The organism is Chitinophaga skermanii (genome assembly GCF_003259335.1).
Taxonomy (GTDB): domain Bacteria; phylum Bacteroidota; class Bacteroidia; order Chitinophagales; family Chitinophagaceae; genus Chitinophaga; species Chitinophaga skermanii.
Genome location: NZ_QLLL01000001.1, coordinates 231225 through 256722, shown reverse-complemented (window position 1 = coordinate 256722; position 25498 = coordinate 231225). Strand labels below are relative to the sequence as shown.

General features: G+C 42.3%; 22 protein-coding genes. 10 read left to right on the top strand and 12 right to left on the bottom strand.

The genetic code is table 11. The features are described 5' to 3' along the window. Positions 1-89: 89 nt before the first annotated feature. Positions 90-746, top strand: coding sequence for a uracil phosphoribosyltransferase (gene upp, locus LX64_RS01115; protein ID WP_111596319.1), 657 nt, complete (start codon positions 90-92; stop codon positions 744-746). Positions 747-966: 220 nt separating this feature from the next. Beyond that, positions 967-1980, top strand: a complete 1014-nt coding sequence (locus tag LX64_RS01110; RefSeq protein ID WP_111595759.1) for a PorP/SprF family type IX secretion system membrane protein — start codon at positions 967-969, stop codon at positions 1978-1980. Positions 1981-2040: 60 nt separating this feature from the next. Here the strand turns inward: LX64_RS01110 and LX64_RS01105 are convergent, their stop codons facing one another. Next, a complete protein-coding gene (locus LX64_RS01105; RefSeq protein ID WP_111595758.1) occupies positions 2041-2658 on the bottom strand; it encodes a DNA-3-methyladenine glycosylase in 618 nt (205 codons plus the stop codon). A gap of 75 nt (positions 2659-2733) precedes the next feature. Between LX64_RS01105 and LX64_RS01100 the strand changes: the two genes are divergently transcribed. Both LX64_RS01100 and LX64_RS01095 read left to right on the top strand, forming a co-directional pair. Then, positions 2734-3486 carry an EI24 domain-containing protein gene (locus LX64_RS01100; protein ID WP_111595757.1) on the top strand — a complete coding sequence of 251 codons (753 nt, stop codon included), beginning with the start codon at positions 2734-2736 and terminating at the stop codon, positions 3484-3486. Then, a complete protein-coding gene (locus tag LX64_RS01095; RefSeq protein ID WP_111595756.1) occupies positions 3483-4193 on the top strand; it encodes an SAM-dependent methyltransferase in 711 nt (236 codons plus the stop codon). The genes LX64_RS01100 and LX64_RS01095 overlap by 4 nt, the downstream gene beginning before the upstream one ends. A gap of 223 nt (positions 4194-4416) precedes the next feature. On the opposite strand, the gene LX64_RS01090 is transcribed toward LX64_RS01095, so the two are convergent. Then, positions 4417-4812: a hypothetical protein gene (locus LX64_RS01090; protein ID WP_111595755.1), complete on the bottom strand. Its 396-nt coding sequence runs from the start codon at positions 4810-4812 to the stop codon at positions 4417-4419. A 25-nt stretch (positions 4813-4837) separates the two neighbouring features. Next, positions 4838-6214, bottom strand: a complete 1377-nt coding sequence (locus LX64_RS01085; RefSeq protein ID WP_111595754.1) for a M20/M25/M40 family metallo-hydrolase — start codon at positions 6212-6214, stop codon at positions 4838-4840. Positions 6215-6396: 182 nt separating this feature from the next. Between LX64_RS01085 and bshA the strand changes: the two genes are divergently transcribed. After that, positions 6397-7539: an N-acetyl-alpha-D-glucosaminyl L-malate synthase BshA gene (gene bshA / locus LX64_RS01080; protein ID WP_111595753.1), complete on the top strand. Its 1143-nt coding sequence runs from the start codon at positions 6397-6399 to the stop codon at positions 7537-7539. 347 nt (positions 7540-7886) lie between these two features. Here the strand turns inward: bshA and LX64_RS01075 are convergent, their stop codons facing one another. From LX64_RS01075 to porU, 7 genes are all read right to left on the bottom strand, one after another. Next, positions 7887-9359 (bottom strand): murein hydrolase activator EnvC family protein, encoded by a 1473-nt coding sequence (locus LX64_RS01075; RefSeq protein ID WP_111595752.1) that lies wholly within the window; start codon positions 9357-9359, stop codon positions 7887-7889. A gap of 98 nt (positions 9360-9457) precedes the next feature. Beyond that, a complete protein-coding gene (locus LX64_RS01070) occupies positions 9458-10315 on the bottom strand; it encodes a DUF4292 domain-containing protein (protein ID WP_111595751.1) in 858 nt (285 codons plus the stop codon). Between the two features lie 30 nt (positions 10316-10345). Beyond that, complete coding sequence (locus LX64_RS01065; protein ID WP_111595750.1) at positions 10346-12118, bottom strand: tetratricopeptide repeat protein; 1773 nt, start codon at positions 12116-12118, stop codon at positions 10346-10348. A 9-nt stretch (positions 12119-12127) separates the two neighbouring features. Further along, the gene (gene dut, locus LX64_RS01060) at positions 12128-12571 is read right to left on the bottom strand and encodes a dUTP diphosphatase (protein WP_111595749.1); all 444 of its coding nucleotides are present in this window, start codon (positions 12569-12571) and stop codon (positions 12128-12130) included. A gap of 75 nt (positions 12572-12646) precedes the next feature. Further along, the gene (ispF, locus tag LX64_RS01055; RefSeq protein ID WP_111595748.1) at positions 12647-13129 is read right to left on the bottom strand and encodes a 2-C-methyl-D-erythritol 2,4-cyclodiphosphate synthase; all 483 of its coding nucleotides are present in this window, start codon (positions 13127-13129) and stop codon (positions 12647-12649) included. A 140-nt stretch (positions 13130-13269) separates the two neighbouring features. Beyond that, the gene (gene porV / locus LX64_RS01050; protein WP_148707150.1) at positions 13270-14421 is read right to left on the bottom strand and encodes a type IX secretion system outer membrane channel protein PorV; all 1152 of its coding nucleotides are present in this window, start codon (positions 14419-14421) and stop codon (positions 13270-13272) included. Positions 14422-14528: 107 nt separating this feature from the next. Further along, positions 14529-17900 carry a type IX secretion system sortase PorU gene (porU, locus tag LX64_RS01045; protein ID WP_148707149.1) on the bottom strand — a complete coding sequence of 1124 codons (3372 nt, stop codon included), beginning with the start codon at positions 17898-17900 and terminating at the stop codon, positions 14529-14531. Positions 17901-18140: 240 nt separating this feature from the next. Between porU and LX64_RS01040 the strand changes: the two genes are divergently transcribed. Further along, positions 18141-19670: an SUMF1/EgtB/PvdO family nonheme iron enzyme gene (locus LX64_RS01040; RefSeq protein WP_111595746.1), complete on the top strand. Its 1530-nt coding sequence runs from the start codon at positions 18141-18143 to the stop codon at positions 19668-19670. Between the two features lie 72 nt (positions 19671-19742). On the opposite strand, the gene bcp is transcribed toward LX64_RS01040, so the two are convergent. Beyond that, a complete protein-coding gene (gene bcp, locus LX64_RS01035) occupies positions 19743-20207 on the bottom strand; it encodes a thioredoxin-dependent thiol peroxidase (protein WP_111595745.1) in 465 nt (154 codons plus the stop codon). Between the two features lie 3 nt (positions 20208-20210). Then, positions 20211-21926, bottom strand: a complete 1716-nt coding sequence (locus tag LX64_RS01030; RefSeq protein WP_111595744.1) for a peptidoglycan DD-metalloendopeptidase family protein — start codon at positions 21924-21926, stop codon at positions 20211-20213. A gap of 217 nt (positions 21927-22143) precedes the next feature. On the opposite strand from LX64_RS01030, the gene LX64_RS01025 reads away from it, so the two are divergent. The 4 genes from LX64_RS01025 (at position 22144) to LX64_RS01010 (ending at position 25426) form a co-directional block, all read left to right on the top strand. Further along, complete coding sequence (locus LX64_RS01025; RefSeq protein ID WP_111595743.1) at positions 22144-22551, top strand: DUF4332 domain-containing protein; 408 nt, start codon at positions 22144-22146, stop codon at positions 22549-22551. Positions 22552-22712: 161 nt separating this feature from the next. Next, a complete protein-coding gene (gldA, locus tag LX64_RS01020; protein ID WP_111595742.1) occupies positions 22713-23618 on the top strand; it encodes a gliding motility-associated ABC transporter ATP-binding subunit GldA in 906 nt (301 codons plus the stop codon). Between the two features lie 104 nt (positions 23619-23722). After that, on the top strand, positions 23723-25018 hold the full coding sequence (gene eno, locus LX64_RS01015; protein WP_111595741.1) for a phosphopyruvate hydratase: 1296 nt from the start codon (positions 23723-23725) through the stop codon (positions 25016-25018). 93 nt (positions 25019-25111) lie between these two features. Then, a complete protein-coding gene (locus tag LX64_RS01010; RefSeq protein ID WP_111595740.1) occupies positions 25112-25426 on the top strand; it encodes an FtsB family cell division protein in 315 nt (104 codons plus the stop codon). Positions 25427-25498: the final 72 nt, after the last annotated feature.

Sequence of the window (25498 nt, the reverse complement as noted above, 5' to 3'; positions counted from 1 at the left end):
ACCTTGCCTTTGCGAGGTGGATTTGTTATTTTTAATGGGGCTAAATGGCTAAAGTGTCCTATTTTAGCAGCGCAAAACAGGCAAAGCTTATGATTATTAATTTGAGTGAAACGAACTCTTTGGTAGGAGAGTGGTTGAGTGAAATCCGTGATGCATCGATTCAAACAGATCGCATGCGTTTCCGTAGGAACATGGCGCGTTTGGGCGAGGTAGCTGCATATGAAATCAGCAAAACCTTAACGTACGCCTATAAGGAAGTACAAACGCCATTGGGTTCGGCAAATTGCCACGTCATAAAAGAACAGCCTGTTATTGGTACAATTTTACGTGCTGGGTTAGCGTTACATGAAGGATTAGCTAATTATTTCGATAAAGCCGATCATGCGTTTATTTCCGCTTACCGTAAGCATAACCGCGATGGTTCTTTTGATATTAGCCTTGAATATGTTTCTTGCCCGAACTTAGAAGGGAAAGTGCTTATTTTATCCGACCCTATGTTGGCTACAGGTGCATCCTTAGTGAAAACGATTGAGCACATTGTAGAATTTGGCAAACCATCGCATATTCACATTGTAACGGCCATTGCTTGCACTGTGGGTATCGAATATGTACAAAGAAATGCAGATACGGCCAATATGACCCTCTGGGCCGGTGATATTGACGATGAGTTGACTGCCAAGGGGTATATTGTACCAGGCTTGGGCGATGCCGGTGATTTGGCATTCGGTTCTAAGATGCAGCAATAAGAATATTATTTTTAGCAATACACGGAAACACCGCAAAACAGGAATGTGACTAATTTTATATAATTAGTTAACAAACTGCGATTTGCGGTGTTTTTTAATGCATATGATTTGGAGGCAGGCATTCCTACAAGAATAATTATATAATTTTAATTTGAAATATGATTTTATTTAATTACCTTCACATTATATAGTGTCTATCCTATATGCTATAACCTGTTGTATGAAACGAGTTCTACTATCTTTAGCCATTATCCTTATTACGCTTTCTGCAAAAGCGCAAGACCCGCATTTCACGCAATTCTTTGCTTCTCCCCTTACTTTGAATCCAGCATTTACCGGTTATTTCTCCGGGGATTTCCGGTTATCGGGTAATTACCGCTCACAATGGAGCAGTGTTACATCACCTTACGTAACGGGAACAGTAGCAGCTGATTTCGGAATTATGAAGGATAGAATTTCTTATAATGATATTTGGGGCGTAGGTATTTTAGCGATGTATGACAAAACCGGTTCCGGTGCTTTAACTACTACATACGCTGCTTTAAGTACTGCCTATCATAAAGCCTTAGACGTTGATGGCAACCACACTTTAGGTTTGGGTGTTCAGATGGCTTTGGTAAATAAACGTATAGATCAAACGAAGTTGATTTTTGAAAACCAAATCGGTAATACCGGCTTCGATCCATCTTTACCCAGCGGTGAATCAATTGCTAATCCTAGCATTGGCTATATGGATTACAACGTAGGTTTATTGTACAATGGTTTAATTGGAGAAGATGCGAATGCTTACCTTGGCGCTTCTTACTATCACTTCACACAACCTATCGAATCTTTCTTAGGGCAAAATAACAACCGTTTAAGCTACCGTTACACGGTGCATGCTGGTGGTTCATTTCCTATCAGCGAATACAATCGTATCCACTTAAGTGCTTACCATATGCGCCAGAACCAAGCTACTGAAACGGCTTTGGGCGGTGCTATCGGCTTCTTAGTAAACGGTATACCGGAAGAGCCTACTACTTTCTATGTAGGTGCTTGGTATCGTTACAAAGATGCGGTAAACCCTTATGTGGGTTTAGAGTTTAAAAACGTGCAAGTAGGTTTAAGCTACGACTTCAACGTGTCTACACTACGTGCCGCTTCTAACTACCGTGGTGGTATGGAGTTGTCGATTATCTACATTCACCGTCGTGATGAGAATAGTCGTTATAGGCAACATTGTCCTCGCTTCTAATATTAATATTGAACTTATTTCATAGTAGAAACCGCCTTCTTAGTAGGGCGGTTTTTGATTTTAGGGGAGGGGCAATCCTTTTGCTTTGCTGCGGTACGGGTTATCTTTTATGTAGAAGCGATAGGGTAAGTAAGCATCGTCGCCTGCATAATTTACACCTACCCGGGTGGTTATCATCACTGCTGAATTTGGTAATGTTTTGTTATTTTTTTCGATCCAAATCAAGTTACCGGTCAAGTCTTCGCCGGCATTCTGTACAGTAATCCCTAATGCCTTAGAAAGGCTACCAGGGCCATTCGTAAGTGAATAATCCAGCTTCGTTTTCCCGCATCTTTTCAACATTACATCAATTCCTTCCACGGGTTCAATGGCTCGTAGCATAACTCCATCGGGGTGATTCTGCTGATTTGTTACTACATTGAAGAGGTGATGCAAACCGTACACGAGATAAACGTAGGCATAACCACCTTCGAGATACATCTTTTCGGTACGATTGGTACGGCGGTTATTGAATGCATGCGAAGCACGATCTGTAATACCTTTATAGGCTTCTGTATCTACAATAATACCAGCGGTGCGCTCACCGTTGAACATGGTCACTATTTTACAACCTAGCAGTTGCCGGGCTACATTTACAACGTTGTCTTGCAAGTAGAATGCGCGGTCTAATTTAGCCATGACCAAAAATATTACTATTTTTAGTTCAACCTATAATTCATAACCTATATTCTGTCACAGTAAAATACGTTTGTTTTGTTTTCTTTAAGAGAAGTACTTGGTGCAATACAGTCATATGGTAAAGCACATACCTTTATTAAACAGCATAAGCTTTGGAAGTGGATCATTATCCCGGGACTTATTTACTGCGCATTATTTTTCTTAGGCGCCGTATTTGTATGGGGATATATTGGTGAATTGGTAGATTCTTTGATGAATTTCTTACCGTTGAAGAAATGGTTAGCATCATTGGGCAGTAGCTTCCTCAACTTTTTATTTATACTGGCCGGGTTGTGTATACGGCTTATTACCCTCTTGCTGTACATTTCCTTTTTTAAATATTTCTTCTTGATAGTAGGTTCTCCACTTTTCGCATTTTTAAGTGAGAAAACAGAGGCCATCATGCAAGGAAAGGACTTCCCTTTCAACTTCTCCCAATTCATAAAAGACATCTGGCGCGGGATTAAAATATCGTTCCGTAACATGGTTTATCAAACGGCGTTGATGTTGGCTTTATCTATATTAGCCTTTATTCCGTTAGTTGGTTTAATAACACCCTTGGTAGCATGGTTAGTGGAATGCTTTTATTGGGGATTTTCGATGATGGATTATAGTTTTGAAAGGAAACAAATGAGCATCAAAGAAAGTATTGCCTTCATTCGTGAACATAAAGGCATGGCGGTAGGCAATGGCTTGGTGTACTATATATTGATTTTCATTCCTATTATTGCACCTTGTTACGCGGTAATTGCCGCCACCATCCACATACAACAACAGAAACTAAAATGAAGCAGTTAGGAAAAGTATACTTAGTACCCACCGTTTTAAGCGCCGACGCGTTGTTCTCTTTACCCGCGTACATCACTGAAACTGTGCAAAAACTACGTGTATTTTACGTGGAAAATGAACGTACAGCACGCCGTTTCTTAAAAGCACTCGATAGAAATATCAATATCGACGAGTTACAGCTGCATCTCATGCATGAAAACCATGCACCCGATCTTGCATTGGCTAAGAAGCTCTTGCTAGAAGGAACCGATATTGGCATTATCAGTGAAGCGGGATGTCCAGCCATCGCCGATCCCGGCAACCTAATTGTGCAAGTAGCTCACCAAGTGCGTGCTACTGTTATACCTATGGTGGGTCCTAACTCCATTCTCCTCGCCTTAATGGCCTCCGGGATGAATGGCCAGAACTTCCAGTTTACAGGCTATTTACCCGTTAAAAACCCAGAACGCGGCAAAACTATTAAAGACCTAGAAGCCACCTCGCAAAAACGCGATCAAACTATCGTTTTCATTGAAACACCTTACCGTAATAACCAAGTAGTACAAGATATCCTGCAGCATTGTAAGGATAGTACACGGTTGTGCGTAGCTGTTGACCTTACAGGCCCAACAGAGTTTATTCGCACATTGACGGTGAAAGAATGGAAAATGGATATGAACAAGGTGGATTTACATAAAAGACCAGCGATATTCCTGTTACATGCATAACTACCTGTGTTAATTTCTTTGCTTCTTTAAAGAAAGGAGGATCTCTACGCGGAGCCGTGATTAACTATCGTACTCCTGCGCTGCCGAGCAGAATAGGGGCAACATCTTAGCTTGGTAGGAATACTTAATAGGGGAGCATTCACTGGTTATTTAAAAGATTTCTATAAATGCGAAAGCCTTCCCTAAATTGGAAAGGCTTTCGTTTTATAAGGGAATATCTCAATTATAGTTGTTCCTTCTCCAAAGTCAAAGGATCTGTAACAGACAATATACTATCTACTATATACACACTATATCCACGCCATGGTAATGCACCTAGGTATTGTTTATAATGTACTTCTACTTGTTTGCCGCTACAGCGGAGTAGTTTTTGGGCTACTTTTTCGTCGACTACTGAGAAGGTGAACTCGTTTGATTGCAATGTGTTCGGTTGCCTACCGCGGAAACCTGATTGGATCAGGCGGCCTTCGTAGGTTTTGAACATATAGCCTTTCTTTGCGAAGTAGTTGAGTTCGCCTGCTTTTGAGCCGTCGGCATATACGTACAAGTATTTGTAAATAAAGAATATTGTGAAGATTAACACAATACCGCCGATTACGAAAAATAGGAATTTACGCATATAATAGTTGAATATAAACTTGCTTTTATAGTCCGTATTGATCTACCAAATATATCAACCCAGCCATATTTACCGCTCCAAGCAACAATTCTCGCCTGTTTACATTTTCGAATACGTCGCTAGCTGCGTGGTGAATATCGAAATAACGTTGTGAATCAGGGGAAAGTTCGCCCATTGGAGTGCCCAATGCACGGTGTAAAAATCCTACGTCAACCCCGCCACCTACTTCATCGAAATCGTATGCACCGTATGGTAAAAGTAAGGGTTTAAACGACACCAATTTCGCGCGTTGTTCTGGCGTGCATTCTAACATAAAGCCACGAGGTGTAAAACCACCTGCATCGCTTTCTAAGGCAAATACATGCTTTTCATTCTTAGCTTTCGCTATTTCTGCATATTTCGCACCGCCACGACCGCCATTTTCTTCGTTCGCAAATAATACCACGCGCAAGGTGCGTTGTGGTTGAATACCCAATTTTTTGAAAGTACGTAAGATTTCGATCGATTGTACACAGCCGGCACCATCGTCGTGCGCGCCTTCGCATACATCCCACGAATCTAAGTGTCCGCCTACCGTAACGAACTCATCCGGGTATTTAGCACCACGGATTTCGCCAATTACGTTATGACCAATTGTATCTGGCAACTTCTGGCACATCGTACGGATATATACTTTGGCAGATGGGTCGTTGGCTACACGGGTACTGAGACGATCAGCATCTTGTAAACCGATGGCTACTGCTGGAATTTTCGGTTGGGTGGTATCATAATTTACGGAACCTGTATGCGGGTTGTTATCGGTACTGTGCGACATAGAACGTACAATGACCGCAACGGCACCATATTTCGCTGCCCTGCTGGCACCCGATCCACGGAACTTTACAGCATCGCCGTAAGAATGGAAGGTTTTAACGAAATTGGACTTGAAGGCATAGTTATAGAAAACGATTTTACCTTTGATTTGATCCTTTTTCGCTTCTAATTCATCAAACGACTTCACCTCAATTACACCTGCCGTTACCCCTTTGGCACCGGTACCTACGGAATTACCCAGGGCTAATATATTCAACGGGGGAATAAAATCGCGGCGATTCGAAATAATTTTGGCTTGCTCTTTCTCTCCACGTACCCAATGTGGCACCATGCATTCTTGGAAATACACGGTATCGGCACCGGCAGCACGTAAAGTAGCTGCACCCCATTGCTCAGCTTTCACCATCTGCGGAGAACCGGCTAGGCGGCCACCAATGGTTTTTGTTAATACTCTAAGGTCTTCGTAGGCTTTACCGTTGGCTAAAATTTCGTCGGCTACTTGCCTAATAACGAGCGAATCGCGGTTGGCTTGCGCATTCGCCCCTACAATACTCCCACAACACAGGAAGAGGAGTAAATACTTCTTCATAAGCATTTAATTTAAATTTAAAACTAGTCATTTAAATTGCTATTACAAATTAATGAGATTTGTGAACGCTCCAAATGAAATTTGTACACTACCTTAGTTGTAAATTTCCCGGAAGCCCATTGCGAGTCATTCCCCTCATTAGGAAGAGAAATCTATTAAAAGGAAGATTAAACAGATTATTAATGAATATAGGAATTGTGTGCTATCCCACTTATGGCGGTAGCGGCGTATTAGCGACAGAACTAGGGAAAGCGCTGGCCGATAAAGGACATATGGTTCATTTCATTACTTACCAGCAACCCGTTCGATTAAACGCTTTTCACGCCAATATTTTTTACCACGAAGTTCAAGTTCCAACCTATCCCTTATTCGACTTTCCACCTTATGAATCTGCGCTTAGCAGCACCATGGTGGATGTAATTTTGAACCAGAAGTTGGATCTTTTACACGTACATTACGCTATTCCGCATGCATCTACAGCCTATTTGGCGAAGCAAATTGCGGCAACGCACGGTAAACGTGTTCCGTTTATCACAACCCTCCATGGTACCGATATTACGTTGGTAGGCAAGGATAAAACATACGAACCCGTTGTTACCTTCTCGATCAACGAGTCCGATGCTATTACGGCTGTTTCTAACAACTTGCGCGAGGAAACATATAAATCGTTCCCTATTACGAAGGATATCGAGGTGATTTACAACTTCGTAGATACACAAAGGTTCCGCCGACGCGATATGCCTCAATTTAGGAAGGCGATTGCCCCTAACGGCGAGAAAATTTTGTTACACGTATCTAACTTCCGCAAGGTAAAACGCGTACCCGACGTGGTAAATGCCTTTAAGAAAGTGCGTGATGTAATGCCTGCGAAGCTTTTATTAGTGGGTGACGGTCCTGATCGCCCATCGATTGAATGTATGTGTCGTTCTTTGAATTTGTGCGACGATGTACGTTTTGTGGGTAAGCAGGAGCAGTTGGAAGATGTAATGTCGATTGCAGATTTATTCTTATTACCGTCTGATTATGAGAGCTTTGGTTTGGCGGCATTGGAAGCCATGGCCTCGCATGTACCCGTATTATCGAGTAACGCGGGTGGTTTGCCAGAGATTAATATTGATGGCGAAACAGGATTCACAAGCAATGTAGGAGATGTAGATGCTATGGCCAAACATGCTATAGAAGTACTTTCCAACCCGGCATTATTGGAACACCTCCGTGAAGGCGCCTATAAACAAGCACAACGTTTCCATATCGACAACATTATTCCCGAGTACGAGAAGCTATATGAGCGTGTTGTACAAGGCGTAAAGCCTGTAATGGCCTAATATTCAAACTCTTAGAAGAGGTCGCCATAGCAATATGGCGACCTCTTTTTTTATATTACACTGGTTTATAGGTAATTATAAATGCATAAATAGGGAAGGGGATAGGGTGGAGATAGGCTTGAGATAGGCTTAGGATAGGCTTGAGATAGGGTATAGATAGGGTGAGGATATGAAATTACATGGAGTTTACATGGAAACTACATGGATTTAGCCAGAAACTACATGGAAATAACATGGAACATACTTGCTGAACACATTGGCATAATATGTTCCTAATAGGTAAATAACAGGCATAAAAAAAGCCGTCTCTATGTAAAGAGACGGCTTTCTTATTATGTATAAAATGATTATTTACGTTTTAACCACAGGATTGGGTTTTGAAGCTGTACGCTTTTCCAAATCTGTAACTCGAATTCACCGCGGTTATCTTCTTCGTTGGTGCTGGCAGTACCAATTACTTGGCCGGTTTTTACCATATCCCCGGATTTAACGCGTAAAGATTGTACGTGTACGTAGTTGGTGAAGTACTGGCCATGTTTGATAATTACAACGTATCCTGATCCGTCGGCAGCAAAGATCTTTCTCACTTCCCCGTCGAAGATAGTGCGTACGGGTTCATTTTTGGGAGTGGAGAAGATCAAACCTTGGTGGTTGATTGTAATAGTTTCGATAACAGGGTGCTTTTGCGGGCCGAAGTAACCAGTAATAATACCAGACGCCATTGGCCAAGGCAATTTGCCTTTGTTGGCTTCGAAGCTTTCGCCTAGGGCAGCTGCTTCTGGTGTTGCTTCGAGTACGTTTACAGCCCTAGCTGGTTTGGTATCTTCCGGATCTTTTTCTTGTGGTTTAGGTTGCTCTACTTTCGGCTCAGGCGGCTTCTGTGCAGTAGCTTCTTTTACCACGGTATGGTTATTATTGTTAGCAGCAGCTTCTTTGGCGGCATTCGCAGCAGCAGCTTTTGCGGCAGCTACTCTACGGGCTTCTTCTGCAGCAGCGATTCGTTTTCTTTCTGCTTCAGCAGCAGCGGCTTTCTTACGGGCTAGTTCTTCTGCTTCGGCTTTCTTACGAGCATCTTCAATCTCTTTGCGGATTACAGCGCGGATGGCTGTTTGAACTTTCTGGGCATCTTTGATTTTCTTGGTCAAATCTGTCGTTAGCTCTTTCTCGCGGGACTTCAGTTTATTAAAAACCTCGTCCTTTTCTTGTTTATCTTTTTCAAGTGTGCTGCGCTCTTCTTGTTCCGATTTAAGTACTGTACTACGTTTAACCTTCTGTGATTCTAAGTTATTGATCTTAGTTTTTAGCGCGTTTTGGGTTTCTACGATCGTACCTGCTTGGCGACGACGGTATTCGCGGTATTGGCGAAGGTATTCGTATCGTTTAACGGCATCGTTAAAGCTGTTAGCGCTGAATACAAAGTTGAGCATGGCGTAAGAGCTACGGTTTTTGTAAGCATATACTACCAATTGTGCGTACTGTTGTTTCAGCGTATCTAGGTCCTTCTCCAAAGTTTTCACATCGCGATACGCGGAATTGATATCGCCGTTAATGAAATTAATTTCGGAGTTGATATTATTGATGAGCTTTGAACGGAGTTCGATTTTATTACGCAACACGCGGAGTTGACCAAGGCTCTCTTTCGACGATTTTTTCGTTTCTTTTAAAGCTTCGTTGGCTTCATCAATTTCTTTCTGCAATTCCCGTTTCCTGCGTTCGAGTTCTTCCCTGGAGGGTTGATTCTGCGCTTGCAAAGCAATCGGCATTACTCCTAGCATTACTACGACTAAAATTGTGAAAAACTTGTTGAATTGAACCCTCATGTTGTATTAATCCGCTTAAATTATATTTTTAAATAACGTTAAAGTTACAAGCTTAATTATACATGCGCATAAACTTTAACGAATTCCTTGACAGAGTTTTATTTCTGTTTGAATTTGCTGGGTTGGAAATTGAAGGTAGTGGTTACTTTATCCTTATTGAATTCCACCCTGGTAAAATCCATGGCTACTTTAATCAATCTTTTATCTTCGATGAAGATTCTCCTAGAGAATGGTAATTTTCTGCCGTCTACTACTTTATAGTTGCCATATGTTAATTCACAAGAACGTTGTTGTCCTGTGGCATCTGCGCCTGATACTTTGCTTTGTTGTAAGCTGTAATCGTCGGGATATACGTTAAACAAGCTTGTTAAGCCGGCTTGTACGCAAGAGAACGAGATAAGCGTTGGTGTTTTTACGATTTGGGATACGGAATCATTCAAGAACACGGGATTACCAACGAGTAAATCTTGGATGGTGCTAAAATCGAATGGAATACCAAGTACATCACTGGCATTCCTAATATCGCGCAGCATCATTTCTTTATGATAACGATCTACCAACTTCAAACTATCGGGCGTAATAAGTACCCGTGCTACTTCACCTACAATAGGTACGCTCACGGAAATCCAAACCACGCTGTCTTTGATCATATTGATGTCAACATTCAAATTGTTCATCGACTCCCCTTTATCGCTTTCGAAATCGGCTTTCAACTTAGCGCTATAGGTTTTAAAATCGATGTGGTTCTTTTGAATATTATCCAGTAAAGTTTTTACTTCAGCGGGGTCGGTACCTTTGGGTACGGAAGTACCGCTAGAGTCTTTCGGTAATTTCGTAGAATCGCCGGTGAAATAACCCGTTTCCGGTCGTGCTAATTTCTTCGACGATCGGCACGAAACCGTTACCATGCCAATGATCAATACGGATAGTATGTGTAATAGTACTTTTTGCTTCATTGTTCTCGAAAAATAAGTTCATTACATCGGCTACTGTGCACTTGTTGTAATAGCAGGATGAATATAACGTTTCTCTGCTATTTTTTGTGCCAAGCCAACTGAATTTGCGCCTTTCGATTTGGCTAATTGCCAATACTCTACGGCTTTGTCCACTTCTTTTAAATTATACAAGATATCCCCATAGTGTTCTAGCACATCGGGATCTTGCTTTGCTTCCTCGTGCGTTAATGCTTTTTCTATATAATCACGCGCTTCGGAATATTTGCCCAACCTGAATAATATCCAGGCATATGTATCTAAGTAAACCGGGCTGTTGGGCATCAAGTCCAAACTACGCCGCGATAATCGTTCCGCTTTATCCAATTTCTCACCCCGCATCGATAAATAATAGCTATAGTTATTCATCACCAGGTGATCTTTAGGTCGCAAATCGAGTACCAATTCGTAACAACTGTCGCTTAACTGGTGTTGACCAGTTGCGTGGTAAATGTCACCCAACAATGAATAAACATCACCTCGTAATTTCGAATCGCCTGTACCTACTTGCAAGCCGCGGTTGAGTATTTTGGCGGCATCGCCATAATGTTGCTCGAAATAGTTCGCCAAGCCGTTGAAATAATACCCCATAAACTCTTTAGGGAACAACCTGGTGACTTTTTCACTCACTTCTTTCATCATATCCACATCATCGCCCCTGGAAGTAAGCCACATAATTTGATACCAAACGGTAAACTTCGTGCTATCCAAGTCTACGGCTTTGAAATAGGCGGTAAGTGCGCTGTCTTCCATTTGAGCCTGCGTAAACATGTCGCCTTGTAAAGCGAATGCTTTGGCGTCGGTCGGATGTGTATCTACGATAATACGCGACAGGCGGAGCCCTTCGTTCATTTTAGTAGAGTCGAGCGAAAGCATTTGCAAGTATGGATAAACGAATGCGACTTTATCGTCGATATTATAATCTGGATTAGCGAATGCACGGGAAAGATGAGTCCAATACGCTTCCGTATTGCCTTCATTTTTCTCCATATTGGCGAGTGCAATGAGTGCTCTCGGGTTGAATTCGTCGCGTTTCAGTACCCAGTTGTATTGTTCTTTTGCTTCTTCGGGGTAATTATTCGCTTCGTATACATCGGCGAGTAGTAGGCGGTAGCGTAGTTCCAGTGGGTTATCGGCAATCAGTTTTTTAATCTCTGCCGCGGCTCCCCCTACGTTATTAAGCCTGAGAAGAAGTCGTTGCTTTTGCAGGATGACATCTTCCACCACTCCCATTTTTTTCTCTAAGGTATCCAGCACATTAAGCGCTTCGCGGGGCTTATTCGCTTGTGCGAGATTCATAGCTTTATTGAACAGGAACTCTTCGTTATCTGCGTTTTCGCGGGCGAGTTGATCGAACACGGTGGCAGCGGAATCGTACATTTCATTCAGCACAAAAGCATCGGCTAAGGTGCGTTGGAACCATTTATTTTGATTATCCATTTTCACCGAAACCCTTGCAAAGCTGAGCGCTATCGGCGCATTCCGTACTTCTACAAAGAGGCGAGCCAATTCGTAGTAAACGGTCGGATTATAACGATTTAAGCGTAAATAATCGGAATACTGCGTGATAGCGGTTTTGTAATCGCCCAGCATTTTAGAACGCTGTGCGGCGAAGAAAAGGCTGTCGGCACGTTGAGCCAGCACTTCGGGATCTTTCACTTGTTGCAATGGAGCTTGCGTTGGAGCATGCGTGATGCTGCGGTTACTTTTACAACCGGCGGCCAATGCAAGGGCAACAAATGATATAACGGTGATGGCTATACGCATGGAAATGGATTAGGATTTACCGGTATGACCGAAACCTCCGGCGCCGCGTTCTGTTTCAGACAGTACCGCTACGCTTTCGATCGTTGCTTGCACAAAAGGGGCAATGATCATTTGAGCGATTCGATCGCCATGTTGGATGGTTTGTGGTTCTTTCGATAAGTTAATCATAATTATTTTCACCTCACCACGGTAATCGGCATCGATGGTACCAGGTGTGTTCAATAATGTAAGACCTTGTTTGATGGCCAAGCCGCTACGAGGGCGAATTTGTGCTTCGAAGCCTTGCGGAATTTCCATAAACAAGCCCGTTGGAATGAGTAAACGTTCCATGGGTTGCATTACAATTGGGCGCTCGAGGTTTGCGCGAAGATCCATACCGGCTGCATCTTTTGTAGCATATTCCGGCATTGGGTTATTTGATTGGTTAATTATTTTCAGTGTTACTTCGGCCATATAAACAAAGATACTTTTGAAAGTTGATAATGCGGTTAAACGCAGTGGCAAGTTTTGTTAAAATTTCGAGGCAAATTATTGCTTTTCCAAGAGGGCTGAAGCATATGCTACTACACCTTCTTCACGACCTACGAAACCTAACTTTTCTGTGGTGGTTGCTTTAATAGACACCTCTTCTTCTGTTACGCCGATTAATTTCGCAATAACGGATTGCATCTGCGGAACATAAGGTTTGATTTTAGGTGCTTGCAAACACAATGTGGCATCCACATTCACAACACTATAACCTTTAGCAGCAATCAATTCCGTTGTTTTTGCCAATAAAATTTTGCTGTCGATATTTTTGTACGCATTATCTGTATCTGGAAAATGTGTGCCAATATCACCTAAAGCTGCAGCACCTAACATCGCATCACAAATAGCATGTAATAAAACGTCGGCATCGCTATGCCCTAATGCGCCTTGATGATGCGGCACTAAAACACCGCCTAACCAAAAATCACGTCCTTCTACTAACTGGTGGAAATCCACGCCCAATCCAATCCTTAATTTACTCATGTTTCATGTATTATGATGAAAATAGATAATTGTCCAAACATACAGTTTAACCTGCACATATGCACGAATAAAATATAAATCCTCCCAGCGAAAGGCTAGGAGGATTTACAAGTATCGTTCTATTGCAAAGATAGGATTCTTTAATCGTTGCTACGCGACAAGTCGAATGTGAGTGTGAAGCGGAGAGTATTCGACAGTGGGTTCTTCTGTATACCGGAGCCTGAAGGCACGAGGTACGAGAAGTTTAAACCGAAGATGTCGTATTTCACACCTAGGCCGGTAGTGAAATATTTGCGGTTACCTTTGGTAGCATGCTCGTTGTAGTAACCGGCACGTACAGCAAACATATCGTTATACCAATATTCGGCACCAAGGCTGTACATTAACTCGTGGAATTCTTCCTTCAAACTTGCATCACCAAAGGAAGAGAACATGCCTTCCATTACGGATTTATTCAAGTAAGTACGGGCAGAATCTGGTGTAGGCACCATTAACTTGTTAATATCTAAAGTACCGGTGATTTTATTGAATTCGTCAATTTCGTATGTATAGGCAGTACCAATACCGAGGTTGGTAGGAATGAAATCTTTCTGTTGCGCCGATTGCGTATAAGAGATTTTCGTACCAATGTTCGTAATCGCTACACCGAAGTTCCAAGTATTCTTCAAACCATCTTCGCGTTCGAAATCTTTCGTGTAGAAGGTAGAGATATCTGCACCAAATGCTTTACCCGGGCGAATAGTTTGACCGGATTGGTTTTGACCGTTGGCAAGATTTGAATAAATGAAACGCCCAGTTAAACCGATCGACCAATGGTCGCTCAACTTTCTAGCGTAACCCGCATCCAATGCGAATTCGCGTGGGCGGTATTCGCCGGTGGTTTGACCGGTGATGTCTGTAAAATTGATATTACCCAGTGAGAAATAACGTAAGGAACCGCCAATAGCTTCGATGTCGCTTAGTTTCGTATACCCGCTTAAGTTAGCAAGAAAAACATCGTTAACGAGTTCTTTGAGCCATGGGGTATAAGTAACAGATACGGCCGAGTTTTGCGTGGCAAAAGGTAGCTTGGATAAGTTCCAATAAACAGAATTGGCATCAGGGGAAATAGCAATCCCCGCGTCGCCCATGGCGCCACTACGGGCGTCGGGAGAAATACGGAGAAAAGGAACAGCAGTATTGATAGTATTTACCCTACCATCTACATCACCTGAGTTGATCTGGCCGAAGGCCTTAGGCGACGCAAATATGGCAAAGAAACATACCACAGCCGTTGTTATCCTACGAAACATGCAATATTGGATTTAGTTAGATAAGATGTAAAAATAATGTGTAATTTGATATAACCAAGCATAAGGGATTATAAACACATAATAAATTTTAATCAATTAAAATATCTTTATAATACTAAAAGCTTCCCACCTAAGTGTTTGACACTGCTCTCTTTATCTCTAATTGTTAACTTATAGAAATAAATACCGGGGTTTACTTTTACTCCAGAGTCGGCTTTACCATCCCACAAAATGCTTTGAAAACGCTCATTTTGTACATTTATTGTGTTCTTAATATTTCGGACGGATTGTCCTGCCGTATTAAAAATTTGTACGCTTACCGCTAGTTCGCCGCTTCCTTGGTTGTGGGTAAAGATGAAACGTGTTTGCTCATTGAACGGGTTAGGGAAATTCACAACGCTTTCTACTTGCAAAGTTTGTTGGCCTGGTACCCTAAACCTGAGCCTGTAAACACTGGAATTATTATAGGTATCCCAAGCTTTGATCGTCAACTCGTGTGCTCCTGCTGCGATGCCTTGGATTGGAAATTCGATCGATCCACGTTGATAGCTGTTCAACGTAGCATTAAAATAATCATTTAATACGAAATACCGTGTACTGTCATCTAGCCAAGCTGTTATATCGTGCCCTATGTTTTTACCGGTTGTATTGATCCCATGTTCGTCGAACAGATCGATGAGCAGTAAGGGGTCGCTACTTGTGATATCATTTTGGCGGAAGAATTTTGTATTCAACCATGCCGAAATTTGGGGCCCGGAAGTATCGGCACTGGGAGTATTCGCTATTTTATCGCCTATTTGTAATTGATGGAAGGCACCTGCGGCATCTTCGGTTTTACTGTAGGCATAATAGTCAATACTTCCATTTCCGAGGGTGTAATTTATATCTTTTGGCATTATGAAAGTAAATTGAAATTCTCCATTTCTTACTTCCGACTCACCTTTGAACAAAATTTGATCATTAACAGGATACTTCAAAACCAAGCTGGACTGGTCATTAGCACGTGTTTGCTGCCAATTGGGCTTATCCATCACACGCATCATAACTTTTCCATTGAAATCCCGGGCTTTTTGCCCTGCAGGGGTAATTACTGTGCCTTTTACACGGTACTGACCTAAAGCATGTACAGTATCAGCACTTAGGGAATCCGTGGCAATTCCAAGCTGCGGAAATGCTAGCCGCATCGCAGGGTCGCCTAATAAGTGGAATTTCCTGTTATTCACAACGTTCCGGTTGTATGCATAGGTTTTATTCTTCGCAAACCGGGCTGCTTCGCCGAGGGTTAATCCTTCTATTGAAAATACTTGCTGCAAATAATCGGCATTCATTTCGTAGTTCGCGTTGGCGTAAACGGGTCGTACTGTGGCCATTACAGCTATAGCGCCACCTTTCGAACGCAATAATAACTTTTCTCCCAGCGAAAATACTGCAGGGTTATCAAAGGGCGCTACATCACAAGTCGCCGCAATTACAAACGGTAGCTTATTCTCATTTTGCCAGTTTTCTACCGACATCTCATCCAAAACATTCTCATCTGCTAAGCGGGAGAAGGAGCCATGACCAGTATAATTTAATACAAGGGCACCTTTGAAGAGGTTTTGGTCGATAGCTTCACGGGCTTGAGGATAGCGTGCCACCCCGCCGGTTTGGGTTTGAGGGTAGGCATCGAGGTATATCTTCTTGATGTCGAAGGGAAAAGTTGATTGAGCTACTTGGGAGGCTAATTTCTCCGCATCGTTCACATGGAGATTATTATCCTCGTCGTCGGCCACGAATACCATGCGTTTACGCCAGTCGCCGAAGGTACTGTTGGTATTGTATTGCATAATTTTCGCTACAACAGCATTGGCTTCTGCCACAGTTTGAACAGGAAGGCGTCCAATACTTACATCGAGCGTATTAACTTGGGCAGGGTTATTCACATCCTCTCCAGCCTCTAAATACCCAAAAAAATCATCGCTTACATAGGCATTTAATGGATCTAGCGAAGCAGCACTTTGCCAGCTGGGAACAAAATTGGTATTGGCTTTCACCCGGTTTTTATAATCATATGAAGCATCCCCTAGGAACAAAACGAACCGAAGATCCCGCTGCGCTAAATACCGAATATAATCTCGAATTGCAGAAGGATCGGGGTTACCGGCAGCCATTTCATTGTAAATCTCGGTGGTTGTTACAACCGCTGTTGACCATTCCGGCGAACGGAAACTAGCTAGTCGTTCGGCAGCTTGTACAAACCCGGGATGTGTAACAATCAAGTATTGTGGTGATAACTGTAGAAGGTTTCGGTTTGCAACAGCACCTATAGCAATGGGCGTTAAGGCTTTACCAGGTTCGAAAGCTACAAAGTGATAATTATTATCTTGGCTAACACGAGCACTCGTAATTCCCCCTGTATTGGTCGTATTTAATTGTAGTGGTTGAAGGGGATTAGAAATATCCCACATCATCGTTGCCTCACTTGCTTTTACACGGTATTCGGTGCTGCTGGTAGCTTTATCCCAAAACTCGAACTGCCCGCTTGTTGGTAACTCCAAAGAAGCACGCCCCGATAAGGCTACGAAATCTAACCAAGCTTTCCCGCTGTTAGCCCCTGGCTGGAAGGCGATTTTTACATCGCCGCTAGTAAGAATTTGTTGAAAATACCCAGTCAGCAGTTGATCTTGGGCGTACGCGTCAAGGATATTACCCGTTACGGCGGGAAAATACAGGGGAAATGCTTGACCGCCTACAGTAATATTAGCTACCGTGTTACTAAAATCCCGCGCTGCCATTTTTACACTTAACTGTGCATTTTGCAGGCCACCATTGGGCAATGCAAGCGATATGGTACGATTAAGCCCTACCCCCACTTCATTGCTACATACTTCTCCATACCAGCTTTTCCCCGATTGCAAGAGGTTGAGCGCATCGTTTTCGTGGAAGATGTAGTAATCGCCGGTGGTGGTAGTACGGGTAGCAGCAGGTTGTACTGCTTGTTGCTTCACTTCCGAGGTGTTGCCTGCATGGGTACAGATGAGGAAACTGAGGCTATCGGTATATAAATTAAATTGGTGTTCGAGCTGTTTTGTGATGCTATTATAGGCTACTTTGTGGGCACCGGGTGAATAGAATAAGTAATAATCCTGCTCATTGAAAATACCGTCTCCGCCATCTTCTATCCAAATTTGCATCTCTTGCATACCTTTTGTAAGCTTAGCTGCATTGGCTTCCGGTAGCATACCGCTTGGGATGCCGAACATGCGAAGCCCTTTGGATGGTTGACCTACCCAATTGATACCCAGCTGTTGTAGGAAGCGAGCATCGAGCTTGTAAATACCTGGATTTTTGGATTTTACTTGGTACCAGTTGCCATTTTGCAAAACAGAAGTATCTTGTAGTGTGTTAGTTAGGGGAGAGGTACCGTACGTTTTCCCGGGAGCCAGGAAAAATAAACAACAGTAAAGCACAAAATAAAAAGCGGCAACCGGCGTTTTCATAGCGTACAAATCTACGTTCAAGAAGAGCAAAACTCAAATTTGAGCAAGATATCAACCACAATTATAGATACTATTTTAAGTTAATATAAATAATACTAACTTCCCAAAACGCTAACACCCTGATTTAAAGTGTGGTAGCTGTTTTGGTAACATTTAATTACAAATTAATATTTTTTGATATAAAATAAAAAATATTAAATTTGCGTTTACCTATATAATACTGTAAAAAAGCCGTATCGCATGCGTAAATTAACCTCCTTCTCCATGCTTTTAGGTACAGGTGCATTGCTATTATCTGCCTGTAATAAGAGCGGAAATGCTGGCAAATCATCAGCTACTGGATGGAACTATAACGACCCTAAGATGGGAGGCTATATGGTAGCCAAAAATAAAGACCAACAAACCGGTCCTGGTCTCGTTTTCGTGCAAGGTGGTACATTCGTAATGGGTGCCACTGAACAAGACGTTATGTACGACTGGAATAATATCCCTCGCCGTATCACGGTTTCTTCTTTCTATATCGACGAAACCGAGGTAGCAAACGTACACTACCGCGAATACCTTTTCTGGTTAACACGCGTTTACGGTGAATCTTTCCCTGAAGTTTATCGCCAAGCTTTACCAGATACTTTGGTATGGCGTACGCAATTAGCTTATAACGAACCTTTGGTGGAATATTATTTCCGTCACCCTGCCTACAACGATTATCCAGTAGTGGGTGTAACCTGGGAACAAGCTACCAAATATTGTAAATGGCGTTCGAACCGTGTGAACGAAAAATTATTGATGGATGCAGGTCTTTTGTCGAAAACCGACGTAATGGATCAATCCGACGATAACACGTTCGATACGAAAGCATATACCTCTGGCCTATACGAAGGTACACCGGGTAAAATGTCGAAATCCAACAAGAAACAGTTCAAAAACGCCGACGGCTCTCCGCGTAGTGCACAGTTCGAAGACGGTATCATGTTACCGAACTATCGCCTCCCAACGGAAGCTGAGTGGGAATACGCTGCCCTCGGTTATATTGGCCAAAACCCTGGTCCTTCTAAGAAAGAAGGTCAACGTGGTGAAGAGTTGATCATGAACAAACAAATCTACTCTTGGAACAATAATAACAGTGGTCTTCGCGAACTCCGCCGTGGTAACTGGCAAGGTAAGTTCCTTGCGAACTTCAAACGCGGTTCCGGTGATAACATGGGTATCGCGGGTGGTTTGAACGACCGTGCATCCATTCCAGGTCCGATCATTTCTTACTATCCGAACACTTTCGGTGTGTATAACATGTCGGGTAACGTGAGTGAGTGGGTGAATGACGTATACAGACCGTTAACACCTATCGATGGTAGTGATTTCAACTACTTCCGTGGTAACAAATTCGAAACTGTATTTAAAAATGGCGATGGTGAAGTAGAGAAAGATTCTCTTGGTAACCTTAAAATGCGCCCTGTAACAGATGAAGAATCTGCTCACCGTTTGAACTACCAAAAAGGTGACGTAATCAACTACTTGGATGGTGATACATTGTCTTTGGTTGAATACGGTTACGGTATGACCTCTTTAGTAAACGATAAATCTCGCGTTATTAAAGGTGGTAGCTGGAACGATCGCGCTTATTGGTTGTCACCAGGTACTCGTCGTTACATGCAACAAGATATGAGTTCTATGACAGTTGGTTTCCGTTGTGCGATGGACCGTGTAGGTTCGCCTGAAGGTAACCGCTTTAAAACCGGTAACTTGTTCAAGAAACAACGTCAAAAACGCTAATAACATCATTGCAATAGCATAAAAAAACCTTCCTCTATGTGGGAAGGTTTTTTTTATGCTTTATAGTGAAGCTTATTGCTCCCAAAGTGCCAAGATTTCTTCTGTATGGTTCTTTGTATCGGGCTTTGTAATGATCTTCGCGATCTTACCTTTTTCGTCAATTAAGAAAGTGGTACGGTGTGTACCTTCATATTCTTTTCCCATAAACTTCTTCGGGCCAAATACGCCGTACTGCGTCACAATCGTCTTATCATCATCGGCTAACAAAGTGAAGGGCAAATTGTACTTCGTAATGAACTTTTGGTGTTTTTTCTCGTCATCAATACTTACCCCAATTACGATATAACCTTTCTTTGTAAGCTCTGGATAATGATCTCTTAAATTACAAGCTTGGGCAGTACATCCCGGCGTATCGTCTTTCGGGTAGAAGTAAAGGATCACACGTTTCCCTTTGTAGTCCGATAAAGAAACTTTGTTCCCGTTTTGATCCTTTCCTTTAAAATTAGGCGCTTTATCACCTTCTTTTAATTGCGTCATTTTTTATCGTTTGAAGTTGAATGTATATGTTGAACTGTTACCGGCAATATCCGTAACTGTTAATTTAAGTGTGTGGTTACCCGATCCCGGTAAGCAACGTTCATCGAACGTGTGCGTTAATACATTGCTTTTACGAGAGAACATCAACCATTTTCCATCTAACTCGGCACGGTACGATTGAATACCGCTACCATCGCTCATACTGAAAGAAAGTTTCGTTGATTTTGACAGGTTTGCATTTTGCTTCAATGCACCCAGTAAAGTGATTTTAGGAGCAACGGTATCGATCACGAGTTTGAAATTCCCAAAATCTCGGAATGTTCCAGTGTACCAGCCATTATCGTAGGTAGTAGCAGAAGTACTGCTGCCATAGCTATCACGCTCCATCACTACCTTCGATTGCAAACTCGCAGGTATGGGCTTATTCGGTTTTAGGCGAATATTGTAGTTGCTATGAATAGGCACGAGCGCATTGTGCACATGTTGTATATTCGAGAAATTGGTAGCTGCACTACTAGGAATTTCTTGGTAAGCGAAACAAATATCGTCGTATAACTCACCTTCCGGTAAATTGAATTCCACTTGGTTGTTTTCAAAGATATTACGAGAATCGGCAAACATCCTATTCGCACAAACTGGCGCTGGACTTTGGGTTCCATCATATTGCAACGACAACGCTACGCTGGATGCATTTCCGTACGCATCCTTCACTTCAACTGTAATGGGATGTGGCTTTCCATCTGACAAATCCAAATAACCGTCGCCTGCTAAATCGTGGTAAATATCCAGCATATTCCCAGGCAGCGAAAACAACAATTGTACGTAGGCACCACCGGCCTTCTTCATTTTGTAATCGATGTGTGCATTGAGATAGCGCGTTTCTTCGTAACCGATATTATCCAATTGGAAACCAATATTTGGTTTACCATCTTCTGTTAGGATTGCTTCGTAAATACCATTCGGGTTATCTGAATTTGATTGTCGATCGATAGCACCTACAGCCAATCCCACTTTGCTGGCATGTACCTTTACCACCGGCGTGGGTGGCAGGTATGTTCCTTTTACTTTTGAAGCCCGTAAAGCAATCATTTGCGGCGATTGTTCGTAAATGCTTTTGTCGGCATTGTATACAGCAAGCCTATACATTTCAGGCACCCGTGTATCGGGGATATCGAAGCCGAATAACATGGGGTTTAATGGCTTTTCCGTTTTTGTATCGCGGATTTCGAAGTGGAGGTGTGGGCCGGCGGAACCGCCTGTATTACCACTCCACGCAACAAATTCTCCTTTTTTAACGGGGAACTTGCCTGCCGGGATATCGAGGCTCATGGCCCAACTTTCCTGGCTATATTGTTGTTGTTTTACATACTGCTCGAGGGCAGGGTAGAACCTATTTAAGTGTGCGTAAACTGTCGTGTATCCATTAGGATGCGTGATGTACAAAACATTCCCGAAACCGGTATGAGAAACACCGATCCTACTAACGTAGCCTTCGGCTGCGGCATGTACAGGAAGATTTTCGCGTTGCTGGGTTTTCATATCCAATCCCGAATGGAAGTGATTCGGACGTAACTCGCCGAAATTCCCTGCCAGTACTATTGGTACTGCCAATGGATTACGGAAATAACCTTGGGGATAATTCTTTGTAGGCATCGATTGCGCATGGAGCTGTTGCGCTATTAAACAACATAAACTAAGACCGATAAATAAACGCTTCATTGTACAAAAGTAATGTATAGATAAGACTTGAATAACTTCGTATATGCGTAACTGTTATACAAAGAAATAACTGCATTCCTTCAAAAGTATTGATGATGTTAGCATCTAGCGAATGCATAAATTAGCAATTATATTCTTAACTGCTTGCTTATTTAACATTATTTTAAATTAAAGGTTGCTAGAATTCTGTATTTTCAACACATATAATGTTCATCTTATGAGTTACGCTATTCATGAAATCGAAGGTATTGGTAGCACCTACGCAAGCAAATTGCAAGGTGTTGGTATCAATACTGTAGAAAAATTATTGGAAGACGGTGCATCAAAAAGTGGCCGTAGCAAGTTAACTGAAACTACCGGCATCCCGGAGAAGCTGATTTTAAAATGGGTGAATCATGCCGACCTCATGCGCATTAACGGCGTAGGCGGACAGTTTGCTGAATTATTAGAAGCGGCCGGTGTTGATACAGTTAGGGAATTACGTAACCGCGTACCGGCGAACTTGCACCAGCGCTTAGCAGATGTAAACGACACTAAAAACTTAGTGGGTCGCATCCCATCATTAAACGAAATCACGGAAATGATTGAACAAGCGAAGACCTTATCACCGGGCATTACCTACTAATTGTTCCCTGGAAAGATTTTACAAGAGGATGCGCCGTTGCCTAAGTGTACTGGGCATCCTTTTGTTCTTTGTTCGAGAGATGAAATTTTTCGCGGCTTACCTATGCAAAACCATTTATCACACCGAATTTTCTATTACTTTAGAGCACTCAAAAATTAAACATGTCGATTGAAGTAACGCACCTCACTAAAATTTACGGCGAGCAAAAGGCCGTAAATAATATTTCCTTCGAATTGAAGAAAGGTGAGATTGTAGGTTTTTTAGGCCCGAATGGAGCCGGAAAATCTACCACCATGAAGATTATCACCGGTTATTTGCCTCCAACCGAGGGCACGGTGAAGGTGGCTGGCTTTGATGTTGTAACAAATACAATGGAAGTGCGTAAGCGCGTGGGCTACCTCGCGGAAGCGAATCCTTTGTATTTCGATATGTATGTGCGCGAGTTTTTGTCGTTCGTAGCAGATGCTCACCAAGTGCCGAATAAATGGGCACGTATTGATGAAATGATTGCTATGACTGGATTAACGGCAGAACGGAATAAAAAAATCGGGGCTTTATCTAAAGGGTACAAACAACGTGTTGGCCTAGCCCAAGCGTTGATACACGACCCAGAAGTATTGATTTTAGATGAGCCAACCTCCGGTTTAGATCCCAACCAGCTTGTGGAAATCCGCGACCTCATTAAATCGCTTGGGCAAAATAAAACCGTGATGCTGTCTACCCATATTATGCAGGAAGTAGAAGCCATGTGTAGCAGGGTAATCATCATTAAGAACGGAAACATTACAGCAAACGATTATATATCTAATCTAAAAAACCAGCCGGGCGACGAGGGTTTTATTACCGTTTCATTCGGCGAAACCCTTACCAACGAAGAATTAGCCGCTATTCCGGGGGTTACACGGGTGGTATCGAGGGAAAACAATGCTTGGCAGCTGTTTTCGACCGACCTGGAGGTTCTTCGGAAAAACCTAATGCAATTTGCTTTGATAAATAACAGGAACATCCTTTCTTTGCAGAGCAATTCAACGTCGCTGGAAGATATTTTCAGGGATATTACTAAATAGTAGGTCAGCATTACAAGGCAATTTGTAGAGTGGTAACAATGCTTGGCAAGTAAGCGGGCTGGATTTTAGAAAAACCATAAAACTTTTTAAACACCCAATTCATCATGAGTATCATTACACAAATTCATGCTAGGCAGATTTTGGATAGCCGTGGCAACCCAACAGTGGAAGTAGATGTTAGAACAGAAGATGGTCATTTTGGCCGTGCAGCAGTACCATCTGGTGCATCTACAGGTAAACACGAAGCTGTAGAACTTCGCGATAACGATAAGAGCGTTTACATGGGTAAAGGTGTATTGCAAGCCGTTAAAAACGTAAACGAAATCATTGCACCTGAAATTGAAGGTGAATATGATGTGACCGATCAAACCGGTATCGATAAATTAATGCTCGAATTAGATGGTACGCCAAACAAAGCTAAATTGGGTGCGAATGCTATCTTGGCGGTGAGCATGGCTGTTGCTAAAGCTGCTGCTGATGAAAGCGGTTTACCACTTTACCGTTACCTTGGTGGTGTTAACACAACTACTTTGCCTATTCCTTTAATGAACATCATCAACGGTGGTGTACATGCTGATAATAAAATCGACTTCCAAGAGTTCATGATCGTTCCTCATGGTGCGCCTTCATTCTCTGAAGCTTTACGTTGGGGTACTGAAATCTTCCACCACTTGAAAAGCGTGTTGAAGAAAAAAGGTTACAGCACTAACGTAGGTGATGAAGGTGGTTTCGCTCCTGAAATCCAATCAAACGAAGAAGCTATCGAAACTGTACTCCAAGCAATCGAAGTAGCCGGTTACAAACCAGGTGAACAAGTTTCAATCGCTTTGGATGCTGCAAGCAGCGAAATGTACAACGAAGCTGACAACACATACAAATTCTACAAATCTTCAGGTAAAGTAATTAGCAGCGATGAAATGGTTGCTTACTGGGCTGAATGGTGCAACAAATACCCAATCGTTTCTATCGAAGACGGCATGGCGGAAGATGATTGGAATGGCTGGAAAAAATTAACAGAGGCTATCGGTACTAAAGTACAATTAGTAGGTGACGATTTGTTCGTAACAAACGTAACGCGCTTGAAAGAAGGTATCGACAATGGTATCGCTAACAGCATCTTGATCAAAGTAAACCAAATCGGTACTGTTACTGAAACTATCGACGCGGTTAACATGGCGCACAAAGCCGGTTATACTTCTATCATGAGCCACCGTTCAGGCGAAACAGAAGATACAACTATTGCTGACTTGGCTGTAGCATTGAATTGCGGTCAAATCAAAACAGGTTCTGCTTCTCGTACTGATCGTATGGCTAAATACAACCAATTACTTCGCATTGAAGAAGAATTGGAAGGCGTTGCTTTTTATCCAAATAAATCAACTAAATTTGGCAAGAAATAATCGTTAAAAACGTTTATATAGTGGTCAACATACCCTGGTGTTGCACCCGCAATACCAGGGTTTTTATTTTTTAGTTTTCCTCATCTTCTTCCCATGGAACAAAAAAAATCTTTTAAACTACCCAGCTACATGCGCAATATTTATTTTATTGCCATATTAGCATTCGTGGTATGGATTTGTTTCTTGGATCGATATAACCTGATTGCTCAATACGAACTCAGCGCCGAGCAACGCAAAATGGAAACCCAAAAAAGCTTCTACCTCACCGAAATAGAAAAAAATCAACAAGAGAAAGAAGATCTCCTCTCCGACCAAGAGAAAAGAGAGAAATTTGCCCGCGAAAAATACTACATGAAAAAGGATTCCGAAGACCTTTATATTATTGTCCCAGAGAAGAAAGACAACTGATAATCACACCTTATTATAATTTACAATAATATACAACCTGTATATAACCAACCAACCTGTAAATTTTTCTTA